Below are 23,060 nucleotides of genomic sequence, written 5' to 3' on the forward strand. Positions count from 1 at the left end.
CGAGCCGGGCGTTCCGGTCACGCTGGCCACGTCGCTCACTTGGCGGATTTCTTCTTCGCGGGCTTGGCCTCGGCTTCCGCCTTGGGCGCGGGCGCGGGCTGGGGCTCTTCGCCGGGAGCGGGCAGGTCGCCTGCGACGGCTGGCGGCATGCCCAGCAGCATGCGCAGGATTGTGGTCAGCTCGGTCTTCAGCTCGCGACGATCGGTGACCCGGTCGAGCATGCCGTGCTCGAGCAGGTACTCGGCGCGCTGGAAGCCCTCGGGCAGCTTTTCACGGATGGTCTGCTCGATCACCCGCGGGCCTGCGAAGCAGATCAGCGCGCCCGGCTCGGCGATCTGAACGTCGCCCAGCATCGCGTAGGAGGCGGTGACCCCGCCGGTGGTCGGGTGGGTCAGCACGACGATATAGGGCAGCCCGGCCTCGCGCAGCATCTGCACGGCGACGGTGGTGCGCGGCATCTGCATCAGCGACAGGATGCCTTCCTGCATACGCGCGCCGCCCGCAGCGGAGAACAGGATCAGCGGGCGCTTCAGCTTCACCGCTTCCTCGGCCGCCGCGACAATGGCGTTGCCGACGTACATGCCCATCGAGCCGGCCATGAACGAGAAGTCCTGCGCGCAGGCGACCGCGGGGGTGCGGTTGATCTCACCGGCGGCGACCAGCATGGCCTCGCGCTCGCCGGTGGATTTCTGCGCCGCCTTCATCCGGTCGGGGTATTTCTTCTGGTCGCGGAACTGCAGCGGATCGGTGATCGGCTCGGGCACGGCGATCTCGTTGAACACGCCGCCGTCGAACAGCGCGCTGAAGCGTGCGCGCGGGGTGATGTTCATGTGGTGGCCGCAGCTGGTGCAGACCCCGAGGTTGTCCGCAACTTCGCGGTGGAAGAGCATCGTCCCGCAGGACTCGCATTTGGTCCACAGGTTCTCGGGCACCTCGCGGCGCGAGAAGATCGAGTTGATCCGGGGACGGACGTAGTTGGTAATCCAGTTCATGCGGTGCTGCCCTTGTGTTCCGAGCGTTCCGTGCGGCGTTCAGCGTTTTTGTGTTGGCGGTGACTTAAGCAAGAGGCAGGGGAAATGCAATCGTGGCCTGCAGGTCCGCAGGATGCCTGCGCCGCGCTCAGCGACGGAGCGCGAGCCGCGCGGCCAGCCAGCTCACCAGCAGGGTGACCAGATCCATCGGCAGCATCCGCATCAGCGCCTCGGTGTCCGATGGGCCGAAGGGCCAGAGCCGCAGGGCAAGGCCCGACATGTCGCCTTGCGGTGCGAAAAGCGCCAGCGCCACGATATTATTGACGAAATGCAGGGCGATGGCGGGGCCGAGCGTGCCCGAGCGCGCGGTGAGATCGGCCGCCGCGAGGCCGAAGAGGAAGGCCCAGATCGCCACGCTGGTGGCGGCGGTCCCATAGGTGCCGGGGGCATAGTGCCCGAGCGCGAAGAGCGCCGATGGCACGGTCAGCCAGACCCAGGGTTGCGGCAGGCGCGCGGCAAGCTGGCTCTGCAGGTAGCCGCGGAACAGCAGCTCCTCGCTGCTGGTCTGAATCAGGATCGCCGGCAGGGCGAGGGGCAGCAGCGCCAGCCAGCGCAGCGGCGGCAGCCCGGGTTGCAGGGGCTGCTGCAGGGCCCAGACCATCAGCACCGCACCAAGCAGAGCGGCCCCGCCTGCGGCGAGCCCTGTGCGCAGGAACTGCGACAGCGCCAGAGGTGGCGGACCCACCAGCGAGCGCGGCGCGCGGTCGTGAACCACGCGGGCCGCCACCGCCGCGCCGACCCCGAGGCCGCCCATCGAAAGCAGCAGCACAAGCATTCCCGCAGGGGTATCGGCGCGGCTTATGGCCTCTGCCAATGCGGCACTGCTGCCGGCGGGCACCATCAACATGACGAGGCCGAAGAGCACTTGTCCGAGCAGGAAGCTCACCGCCACCACCATCACGACGCCGAGCGCCAGCCGCCAGAGCTGCGGCCGGCGCGCGGCCTGCGTCATCTGCGCGAAGGGGGCGTATCTCATCGCCGGGCCCGGGGGCCGGAGATCAAGGGTACGGGCGAGGGGCCGGCGGGGGCGGGGCACATGTGGGTCGTCCTTTTCCTCCGATGTTCAGGTGCTTGGGCAAGCCTGTCAATGCGCGGGAAAGTGAGCATGCAGCCGCGGTCACGGCTTTGCTGCTTGTGCGGTTTCGGGGGCTTCGCTAACCCGGATGGATGATGTCGATTACCGGAAAAAGCCACATTCTTCTTTCGCGATGCGGCGCGGCGCTGCTGGCGCTGGCCGCGCTGGCGGCTTGCGAGGTCACGCGCCGCCCACCGCTGCAGCAGGCGGCGCTCGAGAACGGCGCGGTGATCGTTGCCGGGCCCGCCGGCTATTGCATCGACCCGGTGACGCTCGATCGCAGCGCAGGGCGCGGCTTCGTCGTGCTGGCTTCCTGCCAGAACCTCAGTGGCGGCGAGACCGGGGGGATTGTCGATCCGATGATGCTGACGGTGACGGTTGGCTCCGCCGGGCCTTCCGGCGCGCTGCCCTCGCCCGAGGTCATGGCCGCCGAGGCTGGGCAGTCGCCGATCGCTGGCGGCGGCGTGCGGGACGGGCTGTCGCTGGTGCATCTGGCCGCCGGTGGCAACCGGGTGCTGCCCGAGGGCGATCCGCGTTACTGGCGTGGTGCCTTTCGCCTGAACGGGCGGCTCGTCGTCATGGCGCTCTATGCGCCGCAGGACGGTGCGCTGGCCGGAGGCGATGGCGCCGAGATGCTGCGGGCGGTCCGCGCGCGGATCACCGCGCTCAGCCCCGAGGCGGCGGCGCAACGCTGAGCGCGCCACGCATCGCCGCCCCGTTTATTCGAGCGCAGGGATTTGCCATAACAACCGACATGCACGCCGACAGTGGCGTGCGGTGTGGGGTTGAAGGGTCGGAGACGCATGGCAGGGCATTGGGGCGGCGGATGGATGCGGCAGGCGCTGCAGGGCGCATCGCTGCGGCGATGGTCGCGGCTGGCGGATGCCGCGCCCGAGATGCCGCTTGCGGAGCTGCGCGGCCAGCGCAGTGCCGCCCGCCGCCTGCGCACGCGCCTCGACGAGCTGCTGCATGTCGCCGACGAGCGGCTCGCCTTACCGCTCATCGGCAATCAGGCCTTTCCGCGCCCCGCCGATGCCGATTGGGCCTGGCGCCCCGAGCTTTGGCGCGGGCCGCTGCCGCAGCCGGGCATTGCCTCGGTGCCCGTCAAGGCGCCGCTCGGGGCCGAGGCGACGCTGTTCCATGATTGCCCGCGCTCCGAGATCACCCTGCGGCAGATACGCAACCTTCGGGAATCCGACCTCGCGCCTTATGGGTTGCGGCTCGATGTCTTCCGGTTCAGCGGCTCCTACCTGTCACTGGCGGTCGACCTGCCGCCCGAGGCCTGCAATGGGCTCAGCCGCCGCCACCTGATCCGGGCCGAGACCATCGTCGAAATGGAAAAGCCGCTGGAAATCTTCGCACGGCTCAACATCCGGCATGGGCCGAACACCGAGCAGATCGTGCGCGAGCTGCCGTTGAACGCCGAGGAGATCAACGTTGAGTTCGATCTTGCCTACACGCGGCTCAACGAGAAACGGGTCGAGAGCATGTGGCTCGACCTGATCTTCGAGGGGCCGGAAATGAACGAGGTCATTCTGCGGGACCTGACCTTCAGCCGCCGCCCGCGGGCGGAGTTCTGAGCGGGGATGCGCGATGAGTGACCATGTATTGACCAAGACCCGGTTCCGCGAGGGTGTCTGGCACGGGCTGCTCAGCGGTCCTGCCGGCAGCCAGCCCGAGATCAGCGTCACGCTCGACGACATGCCGCTGCGCGGCGTCACCCTTGCCGAGATGGGCGCGCCGGGACGCTGGGCGCTGGAAGTGCCGGTGCCGGTGGAGGCGATCGGCGACGGGGTGCAGACCTTCCTGATCCGCGAGGCGGCCAGCGGCGAGCTCCTCGACAGCTTTACACTGATTGCGGGCGAGGCGCTGGCCGATGACATTCGGGCCGAGATGTCGTTGCTCCGCGCCGAGCTCGACATGCTCAAGCGCGCCTTCCGCCGCCACTGCCTTGAGGCCGAAGGCACGCCGACCGGTTGACCTTGCCGTGGCCAAGCGCCAGTGTAGGCGGGATTTTTCCCTTTCGGCGCATCGCCCGGAGTCGACATGTCCCCCCTGCGCGGCATTGCGCTAAAGCTCACCTCGGTGGTGCTCTTCGTCATCATGTCTGCCATCGTCAAGTTCACCTCCGCCGAGGTGCCGACTGGCGAGGCGGTGTTCTTCCGTTCCTTCTTTGCCTTGCCAGTGATCGTAGGCTGGCTGTTGCTGCGCGGCGACATGAAGGCAGGTCTCTACGTGGCCAGCCCGATGTCGCACTTCCTGCGCGGCATCGTCGGCAGCGGTGCCATGGCGTTCAACTTCGCGGCGCTGGGGCTGCTGCCGCTGCCCGAGGTGACCGCGCTCGGCTACGCGGCGCCACCCCTGACGGTGATCTTTGCGGCGGTGCTGCTGGGCGAAACGGTGCGACTGTTCCGGATATCGGCCGTGCTTATCGGGCTGCTCGGCGTTTTGGTGATCATGGTCCCGTTGCTGACCGTCTCCGAGGTCAGCACCGCGGTGCTCTGGGGCATCGGCTGTGTCATGAGTTCGGCGGTACTGCGGGCGCTCGTGCAGATCCACATCCGCCGCATGGTGCAGACCGAACAGACCTCGGCCATCGTCTTCTACTTCTCATTGACCACGACGCTGCTGTCGCTGCTGACCGTGCCCTTCGGCTGGGTGATGCCCGAGCCGGTCACGCTCATGATGCTGATCGCGGCGGGTCTGATCGGCGGGGTCGCCCAGATTTGCCTGACCTCGGCCTACAAGGGCGCCGAGGCGGCGTTGCTGGCCCCCTTCGACTATGCCTCGATCCTCTTCGCGATCCTCATCGGTTACCTGGTCTTTGCCGAGGTCCCGACGGTGCTGATGCTGGTCGGTTCGGCGATTGTCGTCGCTTCGGGCATCGCCATCATCCTGCGCGAGCGGGCACTGGGTCTCAAGCGCTTCAAGGCCCGCCCGGGGATGACGCCGCAAGGATGAGGTCCGGACCGAACGCGGATCAGTCGCGGAACTGATCCGGCTGGGATGCGCGGTATTCGGAGAGTTTCCGGAGCACGCCGGACGCGTGGTACCGCATCGCCGCGGCGGCCCCTTCGGCATCCTGCAGCGCGATGCGGTCGACGATGGCGCTGTGCTGGCTGATCATCTCGGCGGTGTCCAGGCTGCGTTCGACGGCAAATCGAACGCGGTCGGTGTAGAGCTTCCACGCTTCGAGATGCGGCCAGATGCTGCCGAGCCCCGCCCGTTCCGCCAACGTGCGATGGAAGCGGTTGTCGAGCCGGAGCAGGTCGCGCGGGCCGCGCAGGCCGACGAGCTTCTGGCGCAGGATTTGCTCGCGCAGCTCGGTCAGGAGATCCGTGTCCGCGGTGCGGGCGACCCGGCGGACGATCTCGGCTTCGGTCTGTTCGCGCAGGAAAACGGTGTCGCGCAGCCGCCGCTCGGAGATCGGCAGAACGGTGACCTGATCGCGCGCCATTCCCTCGACAAGGCCGTCTTCGGTCAGCAATACGAAGGCGCCGGCGACGGTTTCAGGGGAGTTACCCCTTTCATCGGCCACACCCGAGAGCAGGATGCGGGTGCCCGTCGGAATGCGGTTACGGCAGATTCCATCCCTCAGGATCCTGAAAATCCTGTGCTCAGGTGAGGTGCCGAAACCCGTCCCTGCGGAGGGATCAACCTGGAGAACCATTTAAAAATCCACGCATTTACTGCCTGAAACATATGGGAATCCAGATATTAGTGCAATCCCGGACTGGTATTTCTGACAGGTCCGCCGATGTCTTCGGGGGCCACCGCGACCGATTTCATCACGGCGTGGCAGGAGGTGCCGGGGCCAAGCCCGAGCGCCTTTGCAGAGCGCCGGGTTATGCGCGCCAGAACCCGTCCCGCCGGGGTGTCGAGCGAGACCAGCATCCCCGGCCCGTCGCCGGCGCGAATCTCCTGCACCCGTCCCGCGATGATGTTCAGAGCCGACAGCCCCACCGGGCGCTCGCGCGACAGGATCACCTCATGCGCCGCGATGCGCACCCGCACCGCCGTACCGGGGGCTGCCCCAAGGTGAGGAATGAACAGCGGTGTGCCGCCCGCGTCCAACTCTGTCAGCCCGTCGTCATGGTGCCGGACCACCGTGGCGCTCAGCACCGCCCCGGCGGCGCGCGCGCCGAGCGGGGTGACCGCCGGATCGGCCAGCACCTCGGCGGCGGGGCCCTGCCGGGTGACCCGTCCATTTTCCAGCGCGACCACGGTTGTCGCCAGCCGGGCGACCTCGGCGGCGGAATGGCTGACAAAGAGGATCGGGATCGCCGCCTCGTCGCGCAGCCGCTCGAAATAGGGCAGGATCTCGGACTTGCGCGCCTCGTCAAGCGCGGCCAGCGGCTCGTCGGCAAGGATCATGCGCGGGCTGGAGAGCAGCGCGCGACCGATGGCGACCCGCTGCTTCTCGCCGCCCGAGAGCGCGCCGGGACGGCGGTCGAGCAGCGGGCCGATGCCGAGCATCTCGACGACACGGCGGAACTCGGCTGGCGTCCCGCGTTTCGGCGAGAACCAGGCACCGTAGCGCAGGTTCTGGCGCACCGACAGGTGGGGGAACAGCCGCCCCTCCTGAAAGATATAGCCGATGCGCCGCCGGTGCGGTGGCAGCCAGCGGCCCTGCGCGGTGTCGAAAAGCAGCAGATCGTCCACCGCGACACGGCCCGCCTCGGGGCGGAGCAGCCCGGCGACCGCGTTGACGATGGTGGTCTTGCCCGAACCGGACCGGCCAAAGAGCACGGTGATCCCTGCCGGGGCCTCGAACCGCGCGTCGAGGTTGAAGCCGCCGAAGCGGTGCTGCAGGGCGACCGAGAGCGTCATGTGCCGCTCACCCGCCGCTGCGCCCGTCGTGCCAGCCATTCCGAGAGCAGCAGCGCCGACATGGCCACGGCGACCGAGATGGCCACCAGTCGCAGCGCCGCGCCCTCGCCTCCGGGCACCTGCAGGAAGGCGTAGATCGCCGAAGGCAGGGTCTGGGTCTGGCCGGGGATGTTCGACACGAAGGTAATCGTCGCGCCGAACTCGCCCATGGCCTTGGCAAAGCCGAGCACCGCCCCGGCGATGATGCCGGGCAGGATCAGCGGCAGGGTGACGGTGACGAAGACCCAGGGGCGCGAGGCGCCGAGCGTGGCGGCGGCTTGTTCGAGCTTTGGATCGACGGCTTCCAGCGACAGGCGGATCGCCCGCACGAGCAGCGGGAAGGCCATCACCCCGGCGGCCAGCGCCGCGCCGGTCCAGCGGAAGGCAAAGACCACGCCGATCTCCTGCAGCGGGCCGCCGATGGGGCCCCGGGTGCCGAAGGTCAGCAGCAGCAGGTAGCCGGTAACCACAGGCGGCAGGATCAGCGGCAGATGCACCAGACCGTTGAGCAACTGCTTGCCCGGAAAGCGCCAGCGCGCCAGCGCGTAGGCCGCCAGCAGGGCCGGGGGCAGGCCGAAGAGCGTGGCCCAGAGCGAGACGCGCAGCGAGAGCCGCACCGCCTGCCATTCCTCCGGACCGAGCCAATCCATGCCTCAGCCACCGGTGCCGGGCTGCGGCACCATGACGAAGCCCTGCGCCTCGAAGGCAGCGCGGGCCTCGGGGCCGTGCAGGTAGTCGAGGAAGGCCGCCCCCGCCGCGCTGTCGCGCCCGGCCAGACCGGCGACCGGGTAGACGATGGGCGGATGGCTGTCTTCGGGGAAGGTGCCGATCACCGAGACTTTGTCGTCGGCGGCGGCATCGGTGGCATAGACGATGCCGAGCGGTGCCTCACCGGTGGAGACCAGCGCCAGCGCGGCGCGCACGTTGTCGGCCTGCGCCACCTGCGGCAGCGCCTTATCCCAGAGGCCGAGGCTCTCCAGCGCCGCCTTGCCGTAGATACCCGCGGGCACAGCGTCGACCAGCGCCATGGCGAGCCGGCCGTCGCCGAGCAGCGTCGGCAGATCGAGCGCCGGGGTGATCTCGACGGGCGCGGCCTCCGCGCCATGGGCGATCAGCACGATGGAGTTGCGCAGCAGGTCGACGCGGCTGCCGGGGGCGAGCAGCCCGTCCTCTTCCAGCGTGTCCATCCAGCCCTCGTTGGCAGAGATGAAGACATCGGCGGGCGCACCCTGCTGGATCTGTCGCGCCAGCGCCGAGGAGCCGGCGAGCGAGACGGTGACCTCGTGGCCGGTCTGCGCCTCGAAGGCGGGGGCGATCTCGTCCATGGCGTTCTTCAGGCTGGCGGCGGCAAAGACGACGAGCTCCTCTGCCTGTGCGGCGAGCGGCAGGGCGGAGAGCAGCATGGCGGCAAGCGCCGGGCGGAGGCGGCGGGCAAAATGCATGGGAGGAAAACCTTGGAGAGTGATATGTTTCGGTGAACATATCGCAATCAAGGGTCGCCCGGGCAAGCGTTATTTCCCCTCGGGAATATCGGGGGGCGCTGTCGGTGCATCACGCAGCAGCCCCTGCAGGGTCTCGATCCGGTCCGCCCCGGCCTCGGCGATGATGTCCTCCAGCGCACGGTAGTTCGCCAGCACCTCCTCGCCGGTCGCGGTGAGATGCGCGCCGCCGCCCTTGGCACCGCCTCGGCTGCTGTCGACCAGCGGTGCGCGGAAGGCGCGGTTCATTTCCTCGACGAGGCTCCAGGCGCGCTTGTAGCTCATCGCCATGGCGCGCCCTGCGGCGGCGATCGAGCCGGTCGCGCGGATATGTTCCAGCAGGTCGGCCTTGCCGGGGCCGAGCATGGCGTCGGTGCCGAAAAGGATGCGAAGACGCAGCCTCGGCAAGCTCTGGGTCTCGGGACGGGACTCTTTCATGTCTAAAGTCTTCCCGCATCGCAGGCTGCCTGACAAGCACAGGACTTGGCGGCGGTGAGAAAAGATCACGTGAGACGGATCAGCAGCTTTTCTTCCATTGTATTTCCAGCGCGTCTGTCGAAGACTGAGCCTCACAAAAAATTGTGGGCCGCACGCAAGAGGCGGCCCCGAAGAAAACCAGGGAGTTATTCATGCTCAAACAACTTCTCGCCTCCGTGGCGCTCCTCGCCTGCGCCTCTGCAGCCTCGGCCGAGGTCAAGGTCGGCCTCATCACCACGCTCTCGGGCGGCGGTGCCGGGCTCGGCATCGACACCCGCGACGGCTTCATGCTGGCGGTCGAAGAGGCAGGCCGCGACGATCTCGAGGTGGTGGTCGAGGACGACCAGCAGAAACCCGACGTTGCCGTGCAGATCGCCGACCGGATGATCCAGTCCGACAAGGTCGACCTGCTGACCGGCATCGTCTGGTCGAACCTTGCCATGGCGGTGGTGCCCTCGGCGACGGCGCAGGGCCTGTTCTACCTGTCGACCAACGCCGCACCGGCGCAGCTGGCCGGCAAGGGCTGCAACCCCAACTACTTCTCGGTCTCCTACCAGAACGACAACCTGCACGAGGCGGCGGGTGCCTATGCCACCAGCGCCGACTTCAAGAAGACCTTCATCCTCGCGCCGAACTACCCGGCCGGGAAGGATTCGCTCAACGGCTTCAAGCGCTTCTTCAAGGGTGAACTGGCCGGTGAAATCTACACCAAGCTCGGCCAGACCGACTACGCCGCCGAGATCGCGCAGATCCGCGCCTCGGGTGCCGACAGCGTGTTCTTCTTCCTGCCCGGTGGCATGGGGATCTCCTTCCTCAAGCAATATGCCGACAGCGGCGTCGACCTGCCACTGGTGGGCCCGGCCTTCTCCTTCGATCAGAACATCCTCCAAGCAGTGGGCGATGCGGCGCTTGGCGTGAAGAACACCTCGCAGTGGAACAAAGACCTCGAGAACGAGGCCAACGCCCATTTCGTCGAGGCCTATCTCGCCAAGTACGACCGTCTGCCCTCGCTCTACTCGGCACAGGGCTACGACACCGCGCTGCTGATGCTCTCGGCGATGGACAAGGCGGACATCACCGACAAGGACGCCTTCCGCGCCGCGCTGGAAGAGGCCGACTTCGCCTCGGTCCGCGGCGACTTCGAGTTCTCGGCCAGCCATCACCCGATCCAGGACATCTACGTCCGCGAGGTGATCAAGGAAGGCGACATCCTCACCAACAAGATCGTCGGCACGGCGATCGAGGATCGTGGCCACGCCTACGAGGACGAGTGCAAGATGTAATTCAGACGGATGCGGCCCTTCGTGCAAAGGCGCGAAGGGCCGCCTTCCATGCCGGCCCGCGGGTCGGGCGACGCGGGCGGCGCCCCGCTGCTGAATTGAGACGGACCACAGAATGACCCCCATCCTCATCGCCGAGCAGGTCCTCAACGGCCTGCAATCGGGCGTGATGCTGTTCCTCATGGCCGCCGGCCTGACGCTGATCTTCGGCGTCATGGGGCTGATCAACCTCGCCCATGGCTCGCTCTACATGGTCGGCGCCTTCGCCGCTGCCGCCACCGCCGCCGTGACCGGCTCCTTCCTGCTGGCCCTGGTCGCGGCGCTGGCCGCCGCCGCCGCCGCGGGCGCGCTGGTCGAGCGGCTGGTGATCCGCAGGCTCTACGACCGCGACCACCTCGACCAGGTGCTGGCCACCTTCGCGCTGATCCTGATCTTCTCGGAAGGCACGCGCTGGATCTTCGGCTCCTTCCCGCTCTATCTCGACATCCCCGAGGCGCTCTCGGGGCCGGTCACCCTGCCGGGGGGCATCCAGTACCCGCTCTACCGGCTGTTCATCATCGGCATGGGTCTCGTGGTCGCCGCGCTGCTGTTCTGGCTGATCGCCCGCACCCGGCTCGGCATCCGCATCCGCGCCGGCGAGAACGACCGCGAGATGATCGCCGCGCTCGGCGTTGACATCGCCCGGCTCTACACGCTGGTCTTCGCGCTCGGCGCTGCGCTGGCGGGGCTGGCGGGTGCGCTCGTGGGCGCGATCCAGTCGGTGCAGGTGGGCATGGGCGAGCCGGTGCTGATCCTCGCCTTCGTGGTCATCGTCATCGGCGGCATCGGCTCGATCGAGGGCGCGCTGGTCGGCGCGATCCTCGTGGGGCTGACAGACACGCTGGGCGGCATCTTCCTGCCGCAGATCTTCGGGCTCTTCATGGACCCCGCCGCCGCCACGCAGACCGGCGCGGCGCTGGCCTCGATGGCGATCTACGTGCTGATGGCGGCGGTGCTCGTCTGGAAGCCTACCGGACTATTCGGAGCGAAATCATGAGCCGCGAACGTCTTCTGGGGGCCGTGGTGCTGCTGGCGCTCGGCCTCGTGCCGCTGGCCGCGCATCTCATGGGCGAGCCATTCACCATCACGCTCGCCACTCGCGCCGCGATCCTCGCGCTGGCCGCCGTGGGTCTGAACATCGCGCTGGGGCTCGGCGGGCTGGTGAGCCTCGGCCATGCCACCTTCTTCGGCATCGGCGGCTATGCCATGGGCATCCTCGCCAGCCACGTGCAGAACTACGAGCCGATGTTCGAATGGCCCTTCCTCTTCGAGGGCTCGACCTCGATGCCTTTCATCTGGCTGGTGGCGGTGCTGGCCTCGGCGCTGGTGGCGCTGCTGATCGGGCTCTTGGCACTGCGCACCTCGGGCGTCTACTTCATCATGATCACGCTCGCCTTCGGGCAGATGTTCTACTTCTTCTCGATCTCCTGGAGCGCCTATGGCGGCGAGGACGGTCTGTCGATCTACGTGCGCAACGGCTTCCCGGGGCTGAACACGCTCGACCCGATCCAGTTCTTCGGCCTCAGCTATGCGGTGCTCTGCATCGTGCTCCTGGGCGCGCACCTGCTGGCGCGCAGCCCCTTCGGCCTTGCGCTCGGCGCGGCGCGGCAGAGTCCGGACCGGGTGCAGGCGGTGGGGCTCGACCCCAAGCGGCTGCGGCTGGTGGGCTTCGTCATCTCCGGCGCGATCACCGGGCTTGCGGGCGCGCTCTTTGCCGATCTGAACCGCTTCGTCAGCCCGACCATGTTCAGCTGGCAGACCTCGGGCGAGATCATGGTGTTCATCATCCTCGGCGGCGTCGGGCGGTTGTTCGGCCCGGTCGTCGGCGCGGCGGTCTTCGTCATGCTCGAACACTGGCTCGGCGACATGTCCGAGTTCTGGCACATCTGGCTGGGGCTGCTGCTGCTCGCCGTGGTGCTCTTTGCGCGCGGTGGCCTTGTCGGGCTGATCGCAGGACGGGAGAAGGCCCATGACTGACGCCATTCTCGAAACCCGCGGGCTGGTGAAGAGCTTCGGCGCGCTGCGCGCGTCGGACGGCATCACGCTCGACCTGCGCCCCGGCGAGATCCACGCGGTGATCGGCCCCAACGGCGCGGGCAAGTCGACGATGATCAAGCAGCTTTCGGGCAATATCGCGCCCGACGAGGGGACGGTGCACTTCCTCGGGCGGGACGTCACTGGGCTCAGCACCATGGCCCGCGCCCGCGCCGGGCTGGCGCGCACCTTCCAGGTCTCGGCGCTGGCGATGGAGGACACGGTGCTGCAGAACGCGGTGCTGGGCGCGCTGGGGGCGACCAGCTCGCCCTATCGCTTCTTCCGTCCGGCGCTGAAAAAGGCGGAACTGCGCGACCGGGCGATGGCCGCGCTCGAGCGCATGGGGCTCGCGGGGCACGCCGCCACCGTGGTCAGCGAGTTGAGCCACGGTCAGCGCCGCCAGCTCGAGGTGGCGGTGGCGCTGACGCTGCAGCCCAGGGCCTTCCTGATGGACGAGCCGATGGCAGGTCTCGGCGGCGAGGGCTCGCAGCAGCTGACAGGCATCCTCGACCGGCTACGCGCCGAGGCGCCGATCCTGCTCATCGAGCACGACATGGACGCGGTGTTTGCCCTCGCGGACCGCATCTCGGTGCTGGTCTACGGGCGCATCATCGCCACCGGCACGGTGGACGAGATCCGGCGCAGCCCGGAGGTGCGTGACGCCTACCTTGGAGATGCGGAATGAGCCTTCTGGAACTGCACGATCTGACCGCCTCCTACGGCGCGTCGCAGGCGCTCTTCGGCGTGTCGCTGGAAATTGCCGAGGGCGAGGTTCTGGCGCTCATGGGCCGCAACGGCATGGGCAAGAGCACCACGGTGCGCTGCCTCTGCGGGATGATGGCGGCGGGCGGTGTCCGGCGCTTTGCCGGGCAGGACATCGGCAAGCTGCCCTCGCACCGGGTGGCGCGGCTGGGGGTCGGGCTGGTGCCCGAGGGCCGGCGGTGTTTCCGCGATCTTTCGGTGACCGAGAACCTGATCGCTGCGGCACGTCCCGGCGCATGGGATCAGGCGAAGGTCGAGGCGCTGTTCCCCCGCCTCGCCGAACGGCGCGGCCAGGTTGCCGGCACGCTATCGGGCGGCGAACAGCAGATGCTCGCCATTGGGCGGGCGCTGATGACCAACCCGCGGCTGTTGGTGCTGGACGAGGCCACCGAGGGGCTGGCGCCGCTGGTGCGGCAGGAGATCTGGGATGCGCTGGGGGTGCTCAAGCGCGACAGCGGTCTGTCGATCCTGGTGGTGGACAAGGCGCTGGCGGAGCTGGCGCAGGTCGCCGACCGCGCAGTGATCTTGGAGCGTGGGCGCTCGGTCTGGGACGGGGTCTTCGCCGAGGTGAAGGGCGAGGTGGCGGAGCGGTATTTGGGGGTGTGAGCCCGCCCGGAGTCAAGGCGAAGCCGCCGGGCGAGCGCCTGCCCGTCCCGGCGGGCTGGCGCTTGGTCATTGTCACGCAACGCTCGCATGCCGTCCGGATCTGGCTGGCATAAAGCGCGCAGCTCCGGCGTTGCAGCGCCACCCCACGGGCAGGCGCTCGCCCGGCTACCGTCGGACAAAAAAGGGGCGGGAAAATTTCCCGCCCCTTTGCTGTCTCTGATCCCGAAGGCTTACGCCTGCAGCGACTTGACCACCAGCTCGCCCTCTTCGCGGGCCTGCATCGCCTGCGCCGCGGCATGGGCACCTGCGGCGGTGGTGAAGTAGGGGATCTTGTCATAGAGCGCGACCGAGCGGATGGCGCTGCTGTCGGAGATCGACGCCGCGCCCTCGGTGGTGTTCAGCACCAGCTGAACGCCGCCGTCCTTCAGCAGGTCGACCACGTTGGGACGGCCCTCGTAGACCTTCTTGACCACTTCGCAGGTGATCCCGGCCGCCTCGAGGAACTTCGCGGTGCCCACGGTGGCAAGGATCTTGAAGCCGAGGTCCGACAGGATCTGCGCGGCCTCGATCATCTGCGGGGTCTTGTCCTCGTTGCGGATCGAGATGAACACCGCGCCTTCTTCCGGCAGGTGGGTGCCTGCGCCCATCTGCGCCTTGAGGAAGGCGCGCGGGAACGAGCGGTCCCAGCCCATGACTTCACCGGTCGAGCGCATTTCCGGCCCGAGGATGGTGTCGACGCCCGGGAAGCGGGCGAAGGGCAGCACGGCTTCCTTCACCGAGAACCACGGCATGTTCGGATCGGCCAGGGTCATCGGATCCGCCAGCGGCAGCGCCGTGTCGTAATCGGCGTTCTCGGGGTAGGGCGCGCGCAGCGGGAAGGCCGAGAGCTTCTCGCCCGCCATGATCCGCGCGGCGATCGAGGCGATCGCGCTGTCGGTGGCCTTGGCCACGAAGGGCACGGTGCGCGAGGCGCGCGGGTTCACCTCGATGAGGTAAATCTCCTCGACGCCCTGCTCGTTCTTCTTGATCGCGAACTGCACGTTCATCAGGCCGACGACGTTGAGCGCCTTGGCCAGCGCCTCGGTCTGCTGCTTGATCTGCGCGATGATCTCGTCCGAGAGCGAGAAGGGCGGCAGCGAGCAGGCGCTGTCACCCGAGTGCACGCCGGCTTCCTCGATGTGCTGCATGATGCCGGCGACGTGCACGGCTTCGCCGTCGCAGAGCGCGTCGACGTCGAGCTCGGTCGCGCCCGACAGGTAGCTGTCGAGCAGCACCGGGCTGTCACCCGAGACCACCACCGCCTCGGCGATGTAGCGCTCGAGGTGCGCCATGTCGCGGACGATCTCCATCGCCCGGCCGCCCAGCACGTAGGAGGGGCGGATCACCAGCGGGAAGCCGATGTCCTCGGCAATGGCCAGCGCCTGCGCGTCTGTCGAGGCGATGCCGTTGCGCGGCTGCTTCAGGCCCAGCTGGTTGACCAGCGCCTGGAAGCGCTCGCGGTCCTCGGCGAGGTCGATCGCGTCGGGCGTGGTGCCGAGGATCGGGATGCCCTCGGCCTCGAGCGCGTTCGCCAGCTTCAGCGGGGTCTGGCCGCCGAACTGCACGATCACGCCGTGCAGCGTGCCGTTCTCCTGCTCGACGCGCAGGATTTCCATCACGTGCTCGAAGGTCAGCGGCTCGAAGTACAGGCGGTCCGAGGTGTCGTAGTCGGTCGACACGGTCTCGGGGTTGCAGTTGACCATGATGGTCTCATAGCCGGCGTTGGTCAGCGCAAAGCAGGCGTGGCAGCAGCAGTAGTCGAACTCGATGCCCTGGCCGATGCGGTTGGGACCGCCGCCGAGGATCACCACCTTCTTGCGGTCCGAGGGGCGCGCCTCGCATTCGACCTCGCCCATCATCGGCATCTCGTAGGTCGAGTACATGTAGGGGGTCTGCGCCTCGAACTCGGCGGCGCAGGTGTCGATGCGCTTGAAGCTGGCGACGACGCCGAGGTCGTTGCGGCGCTTGCGCACGTCCTTTTCGGCAAAGCCGGTGAGCTTGGCGAGGCGGGCGTCGGTGAAGCCCATGATCTTCAGCGCGCGCAGGCCGTCGGCGTCGGTCGGCAGGCCTTCCTTGCGGACCTGCTCCTCGGCCTCGACGATCTCGCGGATGCGGGCAAGGAACCACGGGTCGAACATGGTCACGGCGTGAATCTCGTCATCGGTCAGACCATGGCGCATCGCCTGCGCGAGGGTGCGCATGCGGTCCGGGGTCTGCTGGCCGATGGCTTTGATCACCGCCGACTTCTCGGGCGCGCCGGGGATATCGACCTCATCGAAGCCGGTGAGACCCGATTCCATCGAAGCCAGCGCCTTCTGCAGCGATTCGTGGATGGTGCGGCCGATCGCCATCGCCTCGCCGACCGACTTCATCGCGGTGGTGAGATGGGGCTCGGAGCCCGGGAATTTCTCGAAGGCAAATTTCGGGATCTTGGTGACGACATAGTCGATGGTCGGCTCGAAGGAGGCCGGGGTCACCTTGGTGATGTCGTTGTCCAGTTCGTCCAACGTGTAGCCGACGGCGAGCTTCGCGGCGATCTTGGCGATCGGGAAGCCGGTGGCCTTGGACGCGAGCGCCGAGGAACGCGACACGCGCGGGTTCATCTCGATCACGACCATGCGGCCGTTCTCGGGGTTCACCGCCCATTGCACGTTGGAACCGCCGGTCTCGACGCCGATCTCGCGCAGCACGGCGATCGAGCCGTTGCGCATGATCTGGTATTCCTTGTCGGTCAGGGTCAGCGCCGGGGCCACGGTGATCGAGTCGCCGGTGTGCACGCCCATCGGATCGACGTTCTCGATGGCGCAGACGATGATCGCGTTGTCTGCCTTGTCGCGGACGACCTCCATTTCATACTCTTTCCAGCCCAGCAGCGACTCGTCGACGAGGATCTGGTTCACCGGCGAGGCATCCATGCCCGAGCGGCAGTAGTGCATGTAGTCTTCGCGGTTGTAGGCCACGCCGCCGCCGGTGCCGCCGAGGGTGAAGGCGGGGCGGATGATCGCCGGGAGGCCGATGTCTTCCAGCGCTTCCAGCGCGATGGCCACGCCCGCGTCGAGGTCAGCCTTGCCGTTGGCTTTCTTCGGCGCGGTGACGATGGTGGCGCGCGGGTTCTCGAGGCCGATGCGGTCCATCGCCTCGCGGAACAGGGCGCGGTCCTCGGCCATCTCGATGGCGTCGCGCTTGGCACCGATCATCTCGACGCCGAACTTCTCGAGCACGCCCATTTCCTCGAGTTTCAGCGAGGTGTTGAGGCCGGTCTGGCCGCCCATCGTCGGCAGCAGCGCGTCGGGGCGCTCCTTCTCGATGATCTTGGCAACCACTTCCGGCGTGATCGGCTCGATGTAGGTGGCATCGGCGAGCTCGGGGTCGGTCATGATCGTGGCCGGGTTCGAGTTCACCAGGATGACCCGGTAACCTTCTTCGCGCAGCGCCTTGCAGGCCTGGGCACCGGAGTAATCGAATTCGCAGGCTTGCCCGATGATGATGGGCCCCGCTCCGATGATCATGATGGATTTGATATCGGTTCTTTTAGGCATGGGGGCACCTTCATGTCATGTCTGTCGCGGTCGGGCAGGGGGCAGCGCGCGACGGAGTCGCCGCTCCCCGCAAATTGTCGTGCGTTATAGACAGAAGCTTTGCCCACGCAACCCCAGATCCGCCCTGTTTCCTTCTGCAAAGCAAATGGGCATGACAGCGGTACGACGGTTCGAGTGCCGTCAGGTCATTTAGGGGAGGGGAATTTGCCGCCACCCGGTGCCGGAATCCGGGTCGGGCGCACCGCTCGCTCTGCGCCCCGGTCCGGATACACACAAGCCACGGACGGGGCCGGCGGTTGCCGGCCAATAGTGCGGCATTCCTACTGCGCGGCGTGCAGCAGTTCCGCTTCGCTGTGCCCGTGCAGATAGTCGCGCGTCGTCGGCACGGCGTATTGCTTCTTCGACAGCTGAAGGTGGAAGACGCCCTGCCGGGTTTCCTCGAAGGCCGCCTCGCAGACCACCAGGTAGAGACGCCACATGCGGATGAAGCGCTCGTCGTAGCCAAGCTCGCGCACTTTCGGAAGCGCCGTTTCGAAGCGCCGGCGCCAGTGATTGAGTGTCGGGCCGTAGTGGCCGCGCAGCACCTCGACGTCGGTGGCCCAGAGCCCCGATCTTTCGATCGCGGCGGACACTTCCGACAGGCTGGGCACGTAGCCGCCGGGGAAGATGTACTTGTCGATCCACGGCGAGGTGGGCACAGGCGGCGCGGTGTGGCCGATGGTGTGGATCAGAGCGACACCGTCGGACGTCAGCATATCCTGCACTTTCGAGAAATACTCCTGCAGGTGGGGATAGCCGACGTGTTCAAGCATCCCGACCGAGACGATGCGGTCGAAGCGGTCCTCGATCTTGCGGTAATCGAGCAGGCGGAATTCGGTCCTGTCCGCAAGCCCGGCCTCCTCGGCGCGGCGCTTGGCGGTGGCGAGCTGGTTCTCGGACAGGGTGACCCCGGTGACATGTGCGCCGTAGTCGCGCGCCAAGGTCAGCGCCATGCCGCCCCAGCCGCAGCCGATATCGAGCACTTTCATGCCGGGCTTCAGCAACAACTTGTGCGCGATATGGTCCTTCTTGGCCTTCTGCGCCGCCTCGAGACTGACGTCCGGATCGGCGAAGTAGGCGCAGGAATATTGCATGTCCTCGTCGAGGAAGAGCCGGTAGAGGTCGTCGGAGATGTCGTAGTGGTGCTTTACGTTGGACTGCGAGCGCAGCGGGTTGTTGCGCTGCTCGATGCCGCGCAGGGCAACCCGCGTCCGGTCCATGGCGGTAAACCAGCTGGGCATCTTCCCCGATTGCTGGTTGCGGACCAGAAGCGCGACGAACTCGTAGAGCTTGTGCGGGGCACAGTCGATTCTGCCGTCCGTGTAGCCTTCGCCGAGCGCCATCACCGGGTTCCGGCAAAGCTCCCTGATGATGCTGTCATCGGTGAGCGACACCTCGGCGGTCGGTCCCCCGCCGGGGCCGTAGTCGCGGCTGGTGCCGTCGGGCCAGGTGACCCGCAACCGGCCTTCCACAATGAGTCTTTTCAGAATGCGTTCGAGGACGGATTGCCACATTGCCGGACCCCCACTGTCTCTTGTTGTTTGCAAACGATCGAAAACGTTTGGAATCGCAAAAAGGTTCCCAGACGTTACAGCATGAACGAATTATGGCAAATCCTGAGCGGCTCCCTTGACTTCCCGCGGCTCTAGCGGTGTATCGGCGCCTAACTTTCCAGCAGTTTCCGAAGGGCAAGAGCCATGCATGCCTATCGCAGCCATACCTGCGCAGATCTGACCAAGGCCAACGTCGGCGAGACCGTCCGTCTCTCCGGCTGGGTGAACCGTATCCGCGATCACGGCGGCATTCTCTTTATCGACCTGCGCGACCATTACGGCATCACGCAAGTCCTGTGCGACCCCGACAGCGCCGCTTTCGCGGACGTCGAAAAGGTGCGCTCCGAGTGGTGCATCCGCATCGACGGCGAGGTGAAGGCCCGCGATCCCGAGCTGGTCAACCCCAAGCTCCCGACCGGTGAAGTCGAAGTCTTCGTGCGCGAGATCGAGGTGCTGGGCGCGTCGAACGAGCTGCCGCTGATGGTCTTCGGCGAGCAGGAGTACCCGGAAGAGACCCGCCTGCGCTATCGCTACCTCGACCTGCGCCGCGAGAGCATGCAGCGCAACATGACCCTGCGCTCGGACGTGGTCGCCTCGATCCGCCGCCGCATGTGGGACAACAACTTCCGCGAGTTCCAGACGCCGATCATTACCGCGTCCTCGCCCGAAGGCGCGCGCGACTTCCTCGTGCCGTCGCGCCTGCACCCGGGCAAGTTCTACGCGCTGCCGCAGGCGCCGCAGCAGTTCAAGCAGCTGATCATGGTGTCGGGTTACGACAAGTACTTCCAGATCGCGCCCTGCTTCCGCGACGAGGACCCGCGCGCCGACCGCTCGCCGACCGACTTCTACCAGCTCGACATGGAGATGAGCTTCGTCGAGCAGCAGGACGTCTTCGACACAATCTCTCCGGTGATCGCGGGCATCTTCGAGGAGTTCGGCGGTGGCCGGAAGGTCGACGCCCCCGGCGAATGGCCGCAGATCTCCTACCGCGATGCGGCGAAGTGGTACGGCACCGACAAGCCCGACCTGCGCAACCCAATCAAGATGCAGGACTGCTCCGAGCACTTCCGCGGCTCCGGCTTCGCGATCTTCGCCAAACTGCTCGAGCAGGAAGGCACCGAGGTCCGGGCCATCCCCGCGCCCACCGGCGGCTCGCGTAAGTTCTGCGACCGGATGAACGCCTTTGCCCAGAAAGAGGGTCTGCCCGGCATGGGCTACATCTTCTGGCGCGACCAGGGCGAGGGCATCGAAGCGGCCGGCCCGCTCGCCAAGAACATCGGCCCGGAGCGCACCGAGGCGATCCGCCAGCAGCTCGGCCTCGACGTCGGCGACGCGGCCTTCTTCCTCGGCGGCAAGCCCTCGAGCTTCGAGCGCGTGGCGGGCAAGGCGCGCGACGTGATCGGTGCCGAGCTGGGCCTGACCGAGACCGACCGTTTCGCCTTTGCCTGGATCGTCGACTTCCCGATCTACGAGAAGGACGACGAGACCGGCGACATCGACTTCGAGCACAACCCGTTCTCGATGCCGCAGGGTGGCATGGACGCGCTGAACGGCGATCCGCTCGACGTGCGTGGCTACCAGTACGACCTCGCCTGCAACGGCTACGAACTGGTCTCGGGCGCGATCCGGAACCACAAGCCGGAGATCATGCTCAAGGCCTTCGAAATCGCCGGTTACGGCGAGGACGAGGTGAAGAGCCGCTTCGGCGCTCTCTATCAGGCCTTCCACTACGGCGCCCCGCCGCACGGTGGCTGCGCGGCCGGCATCGACCGGATCGTTATGCTGCTGGCGGATGAGCAGAACATCCGCGAGGTCATCATGTTCCCGATGAACCAGCGCGCCGAGGACCTGATGATGCAGGCACCCTCCGTGCCTGCCTCGGACCAGCTGATGGAATTGTCGCTGCGGGTCATCCCGCAGGAGTGACACCCATGCTAGAGACGCTCAGATCCCGCGGCTTCGATGTCGAAGTGCGCAACCACGCCGCGGCGATCCTGAGCGTCGACTTCCCCGAGGAGACCGCCGAGCTGGTCGAGACGCTCTCGGAGTTCACAATCGAACTTTCAGAGCTGATCGCCGGCGGCGGCGGCGAGTCGGGGCAGACCCAGAGGTTGCGGCGCGCGCTCAGCGCCCGCGGCTGGGAAAAGCACAACTTCCTTGTTCAGACCATCGTCGACGGCGTTGAGCGCGAGGCGATCTCGCATGAGATCGACCACGTGCGCCGCGCCGGGGCGGGGCGGCTGGCGCTCGAGATCGAGTGGAACAACAAGGACCCGTTCTTCGACCGCGATCTCGAGAATTTCCAGCGCCTGCACGCGCAGTCGGCGATCTCTCTGGGGATCGTGGTGACCCGCGGCTCGACGTTGCAGGACCGCATGCTGCCGCGCATCCGCGGCTGGCTCGAGGCGCAGGGGCTGCAGTCCGAAGAGGACCTGCAGCGGCTCGGTATCGGTGATCGCACAGCCAAGCAGCGCGCCGCGGTCGAGGCGCAGGTGGCCAAGGGCATGACCTTCCCCGAAGCCTTTGCCCGCAAGTTCGTGGCCGACAAGTTCGGCACCGCGACGACCCATTGGTCGAAGTTGGAAGAGCGCGTGCGCCGCGGCGTCGGCAATCCGTGCCCGCTGGTGCTGATCGGCCTGCCGGACGCGATCCTGCTGGGCTGATGGGCGGAGGATAGCCGGGCGCGTGCCAGCCCGTGGGGGGGGCGCAGCTACATGCGTGGTTTGCGCTTTGATCCAGCCACGTCCGGATGACTTTCGAGCGGTGCGCTTCGCTGGAAAAGCGCCATCCCGCCGGGACCGGCAGGCGATTTCCGGGTGGCTTCGCTTTGAGTCCGGGCGGAACTGCGCCGCGGTTACTCCGCCGCGACGCTCGAATTGTAGCTGTAGGTCTTCCAGGTGGGCTTGTAGTCGGCGTCGGCCTGGTTGCCCCAGACCGTCCAGCCCTCGCGCACGCCACGTCCGAACATTTCGAGATAGGGCCCTTTCGAGCAGCTCTCGATCAGCGCGTATTGCTCGTCCGGCTTGCGCGAATGTTCGCGCTTGCGGGTCTGGATCATGTTGACCTGGCGACGTCCCGCGGCTTCGGTCCGGGCGTTCTTGCCGCGGGTGCCGAAGAGAAGCAGCTCGGTCACGTTGCGGAAGTAGAAGCCCACACCGCGCCCGTCGGAGCCGCCGTCCTTGCGGATCTTGTGCCAGACGATGTTCGACTTGTACTCGAAGCCCCAGGAGCTGAGCACCTGCAGACCCTCGGGCAGCAGCGCGTTGGGCACCCAGAGGTAGCAATGCGCCGTGTCCTGCAGGTGGTCGGCCACCGGCAGCGCGCAGATTTCCTCCAGCGTCATCGTGGGATAGCGCGCCAGGCGCTTGTGCTCGGGGGCCACCTTGCCGGTGCGGTTGGTGAACCGCCACGGCGGATCCGCCATCACGGTGGCGAACCGGTCTTCCCCCAGGAACTCGGACAGATGTTGCGCGGCGCTTTGTGTCATCGTCGAAATATAGCCCCCAGCTCGAGCAAATGTCACGCGGCTTTCGCGCCCCGCGCAGGGCATTCGCGCTCTATGTCAGGTCGCGAACAAAAATGGAACGATTCGACGCTGGGGAAAGCTGGAAATTGCCTCGACGTTGATCAGCGCAGCCCCGCCGTGCGGGCCCGCCATCGCCGCGGTACAGGCGCGCTTGAATGCTTCCGGTGGTCGGCTTGGTCGGGCCGGGCGCTGGCTCAGGGGGCGGGGCCTTTGCACCCCGCCCGGGGACCAGTTCAGTCTTCCAGATGATCTTCCTTTTTCTTCTCGATCAGCCCAAGTTCCTTTTCCTTGCGGTCGAGAAAGCGCTTGCCGTAGGCGTCGTTGTCCTCTTCGCCGACGACCTTTCGGGCACGGGTAAAGACCTCCTCCTCCTCTTCCTCCATGTGGTGCTCGTAGTCGTGCTTGAGCGTGCGGAAGCGGGTCAGCCACCCGGGCGAGGACATGTCCATTTCGTTCAGCTCCTCGAGAATCTCGTCCATCTCGGCGTGCTCGTGGACCGAGTGGCGGGCGGCGTCCTGACCCCAAGTGTGCTTCATCAGCTCCGAGTAGAATTCCTCTTCCTCGGCGGCGGAGTGGGACTTGATGTCGCGATAGAAGGTCTCCCAGGCTTCGCGCCGCTCGGAGCTGTTGCCCTCGGTCGCGTCGATGCGGTCGAGCAGGGCGCGGTGGGTTTCATGGTCCTTCTTGATGGCGTCGTAGATCGAGGTCATGGG

Annotated in this window: 22 protein-coding genes; 11 read left to right on the plus strand and 11 right to left on the minus strand. The window is 67.1% G+C overall.

Annotated elements, in window-relative coordinates; genetic code table 11:
- Positions 1 to 35: 35 nt before the first annotated feature.
- Positions 36 to 992: an acetyl-CoA carboxylase, carboxyltransferase subunit beta gene (gene accD, locus BM397_RS16180; RefSeq protein WP_092425957.1), complete on the minus strand. Its 957-nt coding sequence runs from the start codon at positions 990 to 992 to the stop codon at positions 36 to 38.
- Between the two features lie 127 nt (positions 993 to 1,119).
- The gene (locus tag BM397_RS16185) at positions 1,120 to 2,007 is read right to left on the minus strand and encodes a CPBP family intramembrane glutamic endopeptidase (protein WP_092425959.1); all 888 of its coding nucleotides are present in this window, start codon (positions 2,005 to 2,007) and stop codon (positions 1,120 to 1,122) included.
- Positions 2,008 to 2,201: 194 nt separating this feature from the next.
- Here BM397_RS16185 and BM397_RS16190 point away from each other — a divergent pair, with 194 nt between their 5' ends.
- The 4 genes from BM397_RS16190 to BM397_RS16205 all read left to right on the plus strand — a co-directional run bounded on the left by BM397_RS16190 (position 2,202) and on the right by BM397_RS16205 (position 5,067).
- Positions 2,202 to 2,801 (plus strand): hypothetical protein, encoded by a 600-nt coding sequence (locus BM397_RS16190; protein WP_092425962.1) that lies wholly within the window; start codon positions 2,202 to 2,204, stop codon positions 2,799 to 2,801.
- 108 nt (positions 2,802 to 2,909) lie between these two features.
- Positions 2,910 to 3,686: a DUF6478 family protein gene (locus BM397_RS16195; RefSeq protein ID WP_176806699.1), complete on the plus strand. Its 777-nt coding sequence runs from the start codon at positions 2,910 to 2,912 to the stop codon at positions 3,684 to 3,686.
- Positions 3,687 to 3,699: 13 nt separating this feature from the next.
- The gene (locus tag BM397_RS16200) at positions 3,700 to 4,086 is read left to right on the plus strand and encodes a hypothetical protein (protein ID WP_092425964.1); all 387 of its coding nucleotides are present in this window, start codon (positions 3,700 to 3,702) and stop codon (positions 4,084 to 4,086) included.
- Between the two features lie 66 nt (positions 4,087 to 4,152).
- Positions 4,153 to 5,067 carry a DMT family transporter gene (locus BM397_RS16205; protein ID WP_092425966.1) on the plus strand — a complete coding sequence of 305 codons (915 nt, stop codon included), beginning with the start codon at positions 4,153 to 4,155 and terminating at the stop codon, positions 5,065 to 5,067.
- 19 nt (positions 5,068 to 5,086) lie between these two features.
- On the opposite strand, the gene BM397_RS16210 is transcribed toward BM397_RS16205, so the two are convergent.
- From BM397_RS16210 to BM397_RS16230, 5 genes are all read right to left on the minus strand, one after another.
- Positions 5,087 to 5,776, minus strand: a complete 690-nt coding sequence (locus BM397_RS16210; protein WP_092425969.1) for a GntR family transcriptional regulator — start codon at positions 5,774 to 5,776, stop codon at positions 5,087 to 5,089.
- A 47-nt stretch (positions 5,777 to 5,823) separates the two neighbouring features.
- On the minus strand, positions 5,824 to 6,936 hold the full coding sequence (gene modC, locus BM397_RS16215) for a molybdenum ABC transporter ATP-binding protein (RefSeq protein ID WP_092425971.1): 1,113 nt from the start codon (positions 6,934 to 6,936) through the stop codon (positions 5,824 to 5,826).
- Positions 6,933 to 7,625 carry a molybdate ABC transporter permease subunit gene (gene modB, locus BM397_RS16220; RefSeq protein WP_092425974.1) on the minus strand — a complete coding sequence of 231 codons (693 nt, stop codon included), beginning with the start codon at positions 7,623 to 7,625 and terminating at the stop codon, positions 6,933 to 6,935. Before modB ends, modC begins: the two co-directional genes overlap by 4 nt.
- A gap of 3 nt (positions 7,626 to 7,628) precedes the next feature.
- The gene (modA, locus tag BM397_RS16225; RefSeq protein ID WP_092425976.1) at positions 7,629 to 8,417 is read right to left on the minus strand and encodes a molybdate ABC transporter substrate-binding protein; all 789 of its coding nucleotides are present in this window, start codon (positions 8,415 to 8,417) and stop codon (positions 7,629 to 7,631) included.
- A 69-nt stretch (positions 8,418 to 8,486) separates the two neighbouring features.
- Positions 8,487 to 8,891 (minus strand): winged helix-turn-helix domain-containing protein, encoded by a 405-nt coding sequence (locus BM397_RS16230; protein ID WP_092425978.1) that lies wholly within the window; start codon positions 8,889 to 8,891, stop codon positions 8,487 to 8,489.
- A 191-nt stretch (positions 8,892 to 9,082) separates the two neighbouring features.
- Here BM397_RS16230 and BM397_RS16235 point away from each other — a divergent pair, with 191 nt between their 5' ends.
- The 5 genes from BM397_RS16235 to BM397_RS16255 all read left to right on the plus strand — a co-directional run bounded on the left by BM397_RS16235 (position 9,083) and on the right by BM397_RS16255 (position 13,651).
- On the plus strand, positions 9,083 to 10,213 hold the full coding sequence (locus tag BM397_RS16235; RefSeq protein ID WP_092425981.1) for an ABC transporter substrate-binding protein: 1,131 nt from the start codon (positions 9,083 to 9,085) through the stop codon (positions 10,211 to 10,213).
- A 112-nt stretch (positions 10,214 to 10,325) separates the two neighbouring features.
- The gene (locus BM397_RS16240; protein WP_092425983.1) at positions 10,326 to 11,246 is read left to right on the plus strand and encodes a branched-chain amino acid ABC transporter permease; all 921 of its coding nucleotides are present in this window, start codon (positions 10,326 to 10,328) and stop codon (positions 11,244 to 11,246) included.
- Positions 11,243 to 12,226 carry a branched-chain amino acid ABC transporter permease gene (locus tag BM397_RS16245; RefSeq protein ID WP_092425986.1) on the plus strand — a complete coding sequence of 328 codons (984 nt, stop codon included), beginning with the start codon at positions 11,243 to 11,245 and terminating at the stop codon, positions 12,224 to 12,226. Before BM397_RS16240 ends, BM397_RS16245 begins: the two co-directional genes overlap by 4 nt.
- Positions 12,219 to 12,968 carry an ABC transporter ATP-binding protein gene (locus BM397_RS16250; protein WP_092425988.1) on the plus strand — a complete coding sequence of 250 codons (750 nt, stop codon included), beginning with the start codon at positions 12,219 to 12,221 and terminating at the stop codon, positions 12,966 to 12,968. Before BM397_RS16245 ends, BM397_RS16250 begins: the two co-directional genes overlap by 8 nt.
- On the plus strand, positions 12,965 to 13,651 hold the full coding sequence (locus BM397_RS16255; RefSeq protein WP_092425990.1) for an ABC transporter ATP-binding protein: 687 nt from the start codon (positions 12,965 to 12,967) through the stop codon (positions 13,649 to 13,651). The genes BM397_RS16250 and BM397_RS16255 overlap by 4 nt, the downstream gene beginning before the upstream one ends.
- 230 nt (positions 13,652 to 13,881) lie before the next feature.
- On the opposite strand, the gene carB is transcribed toward BM397_RS16255, so the two are convergent.
- Both carB and BM397_RS16265 read right to left on the minus strand, forming a co-directional pair.
- Positions 13,882 to 17,229 carry a carbamoyl-phosphate synthase large subunit gene (gene carB, locus BM397_RS16260; RefSeq protein ID WP_092425992.1) on the minus strand — a complete coding sequence of 1,116 codons (3,348 nt, stop codon included), beginning with the start codon at positions 17,227 to 17,229 and terminating at the stop codon, positions 13,882 to 13,884.
- 320 nt (positions 17,230 to 17,549) lie between these two features.
- Complete coding sequence (locus BM397_RS16265; protein WP_092425995.1) at positions 17,550 to 18,782, minus strand: SAM-dependent methyltransferase; 1,233 nt, start codon at positions 18,780 to 18,782, stop codon at positions 17,550 to 17,552.
- Between the two features lie 183 nt (positions 18,783 to 18,965).
- Here BM397_RS16265 and aspS point away from each other — a divergent pair, with 183 nt between their 5' ends.
- Positions 18,966 to 20,747: an aspartate--tRNA ligase gene (gene aspS, locus BM397_RS16270; RefSeq protein WP_092425998.1), complete on the plus strand. Its 1,782-nt coding sequence runs from the start codon at positions 18,966 to 18,968 to the stop codon at positions 20,745 to 20,747.
- Between the two features lie 5 nt (positions 20,748 to 20,752).
- A complete protein-coding gene (locus BM397_RS16275; RefSeq protein ID WP_092426000.1) occupies positions 20,753 to 21,484 on the plus strand; it encodes a BglII/BstYI family type II restriction endonuclease in 732 nt (243 codons plus the stop codon).
- A 191-nt stretch (positions 21,485 to 21,675) separates the two neighbouring features.
- On the opposite strand, the gene BM397_RS16280 is transcribed toward BM397_RS16275, so the two are convergent.
- Together BM397_RS16280 and BM397_RS16285 are read right to left on the minus strand one after the other, a co-directional pair.
- Positions 21,676 to 22,308 (minus strand): MT-A70 family methyltransferase, encoded by a 633-nt coding sequence (locus BM397_RS16280; RefSeq protein ID WP_092426003.1) that lies wholly within the window; start codon positions 22,306 to 22,308, stop codon positions 21,676 to 21,678.
- Between the two features lie 272 nt (positions 22,309 to 22,580).
- Positions 22,581 to 23,057, minus strand: a complete 477-nt coding sequence (locus BM397_RS16285) for a hemerythrin domain-containing protein (protein ID WP_092426006.1) — start codon at positions 23,055 to 23,057, stop codon at positions 22,581 to 22,583.
- Between the last annotated feature and the right edge of the window lie 3 nt (positions 23,058 to 23,060).

Source organism: Alloyangia pacifica (genome assembly GCF_900116195.1).
In the GTDB taxonomy this organism is placed as follows: Bacteria; Pseudomonadota; Alphaproteobacteria; order Rhodobacterales; family Rhodobacteraceae; genus Salipiger; species Salipiger pacificus.

Coding starts and splice junctions, on each gene's coding strand:
- accD (WP_092425957.1), bottom strand. CDS start 992: ATGAACTGGATTACCAACTACGTCCGTCCCCGGATCAACTCGATCTTC.
- BM397_RS16185 (WP_092425959.1), bottom strand. CDS start 2,007: ATGAGATACGCCCCCTTCGCGCAGATGACGCAGGCCGCGCGCCGGCCG.
- BM397_RS16190 (WP_092425962.1), top strand. CDS start 2,202: ATGTCGATTACCGGAAAAAGCCACATTCTTCTTTCGCGATGCGGCGCG.
- BM397_RS16195 (WP_176806699.1), top strand. CDS start 2,910: ATGGCAGGGCATTGGGGCGGCGGATGGATGCGGCAGGCGCTGCAGGGC.
- BM397_RS16200 (WP_092425964.1), top strand. CDS start 3,700: ATGAGTGACCATGTATTGACCAAGACCCGGTTCCGCGAGGGTGTCTGG.
- BM397_RS16205 (WP_092425966.1), top strand. CDS start 4,153: ATGTCCCCCCTGCGCGGCATTGCGCTAAAGCTCACCTCGGTGGTGCTC.
- BM397_RS16210 (WP_092425969.1), bottom strand. CDS start 5,776: ATGGTTCTCCAGGTTGATCCCTCCGCAGGGACGGGTTTCGGCACCTCA.
- modC (WP_092425971.1), bottom strand. CDS start 6,936: ATGACGCTCTCGGTCGCCCTGCAGCACCGCTTCGGCGGCTTCAACCTC.
- modB (WP_092425974.1), bottom strand. CDS start 7,625: ATGGATTGGCTCGGTCCGGAGGAATGGCAGGCGGTGCGGCTCTCGCTG.
- modA (WP_092425976.1), bottom strand. CDS start 8,417: ATGCATTTTGCCCGCCGCCTCCGCCCGGCGCTTGCCGCCATGCTGCTC.
- BM397_RS16230 (WP_092425978.1), bottom strand. CDS start 8,891: ATGAAAGAGTCCCGTCCCGAGACCCAGAGCTTGCCGAGGCTGCGTCTT.
- BM397_RS16235 (WP_092425981.1), top strand. CDS start 9,083: ATGCTCAAACAACTTCTCGCCTCCGTGGCGCTCCTCGCCTGCGCCTCT.
- BM397_RS16240 (WP_092425983.1), top strand. CDS start 10,326: ATGACCCCCATCCTCATCGCCGAGCAGGTCCTCAACGGCCTGCAATCG.
- BM397_RS16245 (WP_092425986.1), top strand. CDS start 11,243: ATGAGCCGCGAACGTCTTCTGGGGGCCGTGGTGCTGCTGGCGCTCGGC.
- BM397_RS16250 (WP_092425988.1), top strand. CDS start 12,219: ATGACTGACGCCATTCTCGAAACCCGCGGGCTGGTGAAGAGCTTCGGC.
- BM397_RS16255 (WP_092425990.1), top strand. CDS start 12,965: ATGAGCCTTCTGGAACTGCACGATCTGACCGCCTCCTACGGCGCGTCG.
- carB (WP_092425992.1), bottom strand. CDS start 17,229: ATGCCTAAAAGAACCGATATCAAATCCATCATGATCATCGGAGCGGGG.
- BM397_RS16265 (WP_092425995.1), bottom strand. CDS start 18,782: ATGTGGCAATCCGTCCTCGAACGCATTCTGAAAAGACTCATTGTGGAA.
- aspS (WP_092425998.1), top strand. CDS start 18,966: ATGCATGCCTATCGCAGCCATACCTGCGCAGATCTGACCAAGGCCAAC.
- BM397_RS16275 (WP_092426000.1), top strand. CDS start 20,753: ATGCTAGAGACGCTCAGATCCCGCGGCTTCGATGTCGAAGTGCGCAAC.
- BM397_RS16280 (WP_092426003.1), bottom strand. CDS start 22,308: ATGACACAAAGCGCCGCGCAACATCTGTCCGAGTTCCTGGGGGAAGAC.
- BM397_RS16285 (WP_092426006.1), bottom strand. CDS start 23,057: ATGACCTCGATCTACGACGCCATCAAGAAGGACCATGAAACCCACCGC.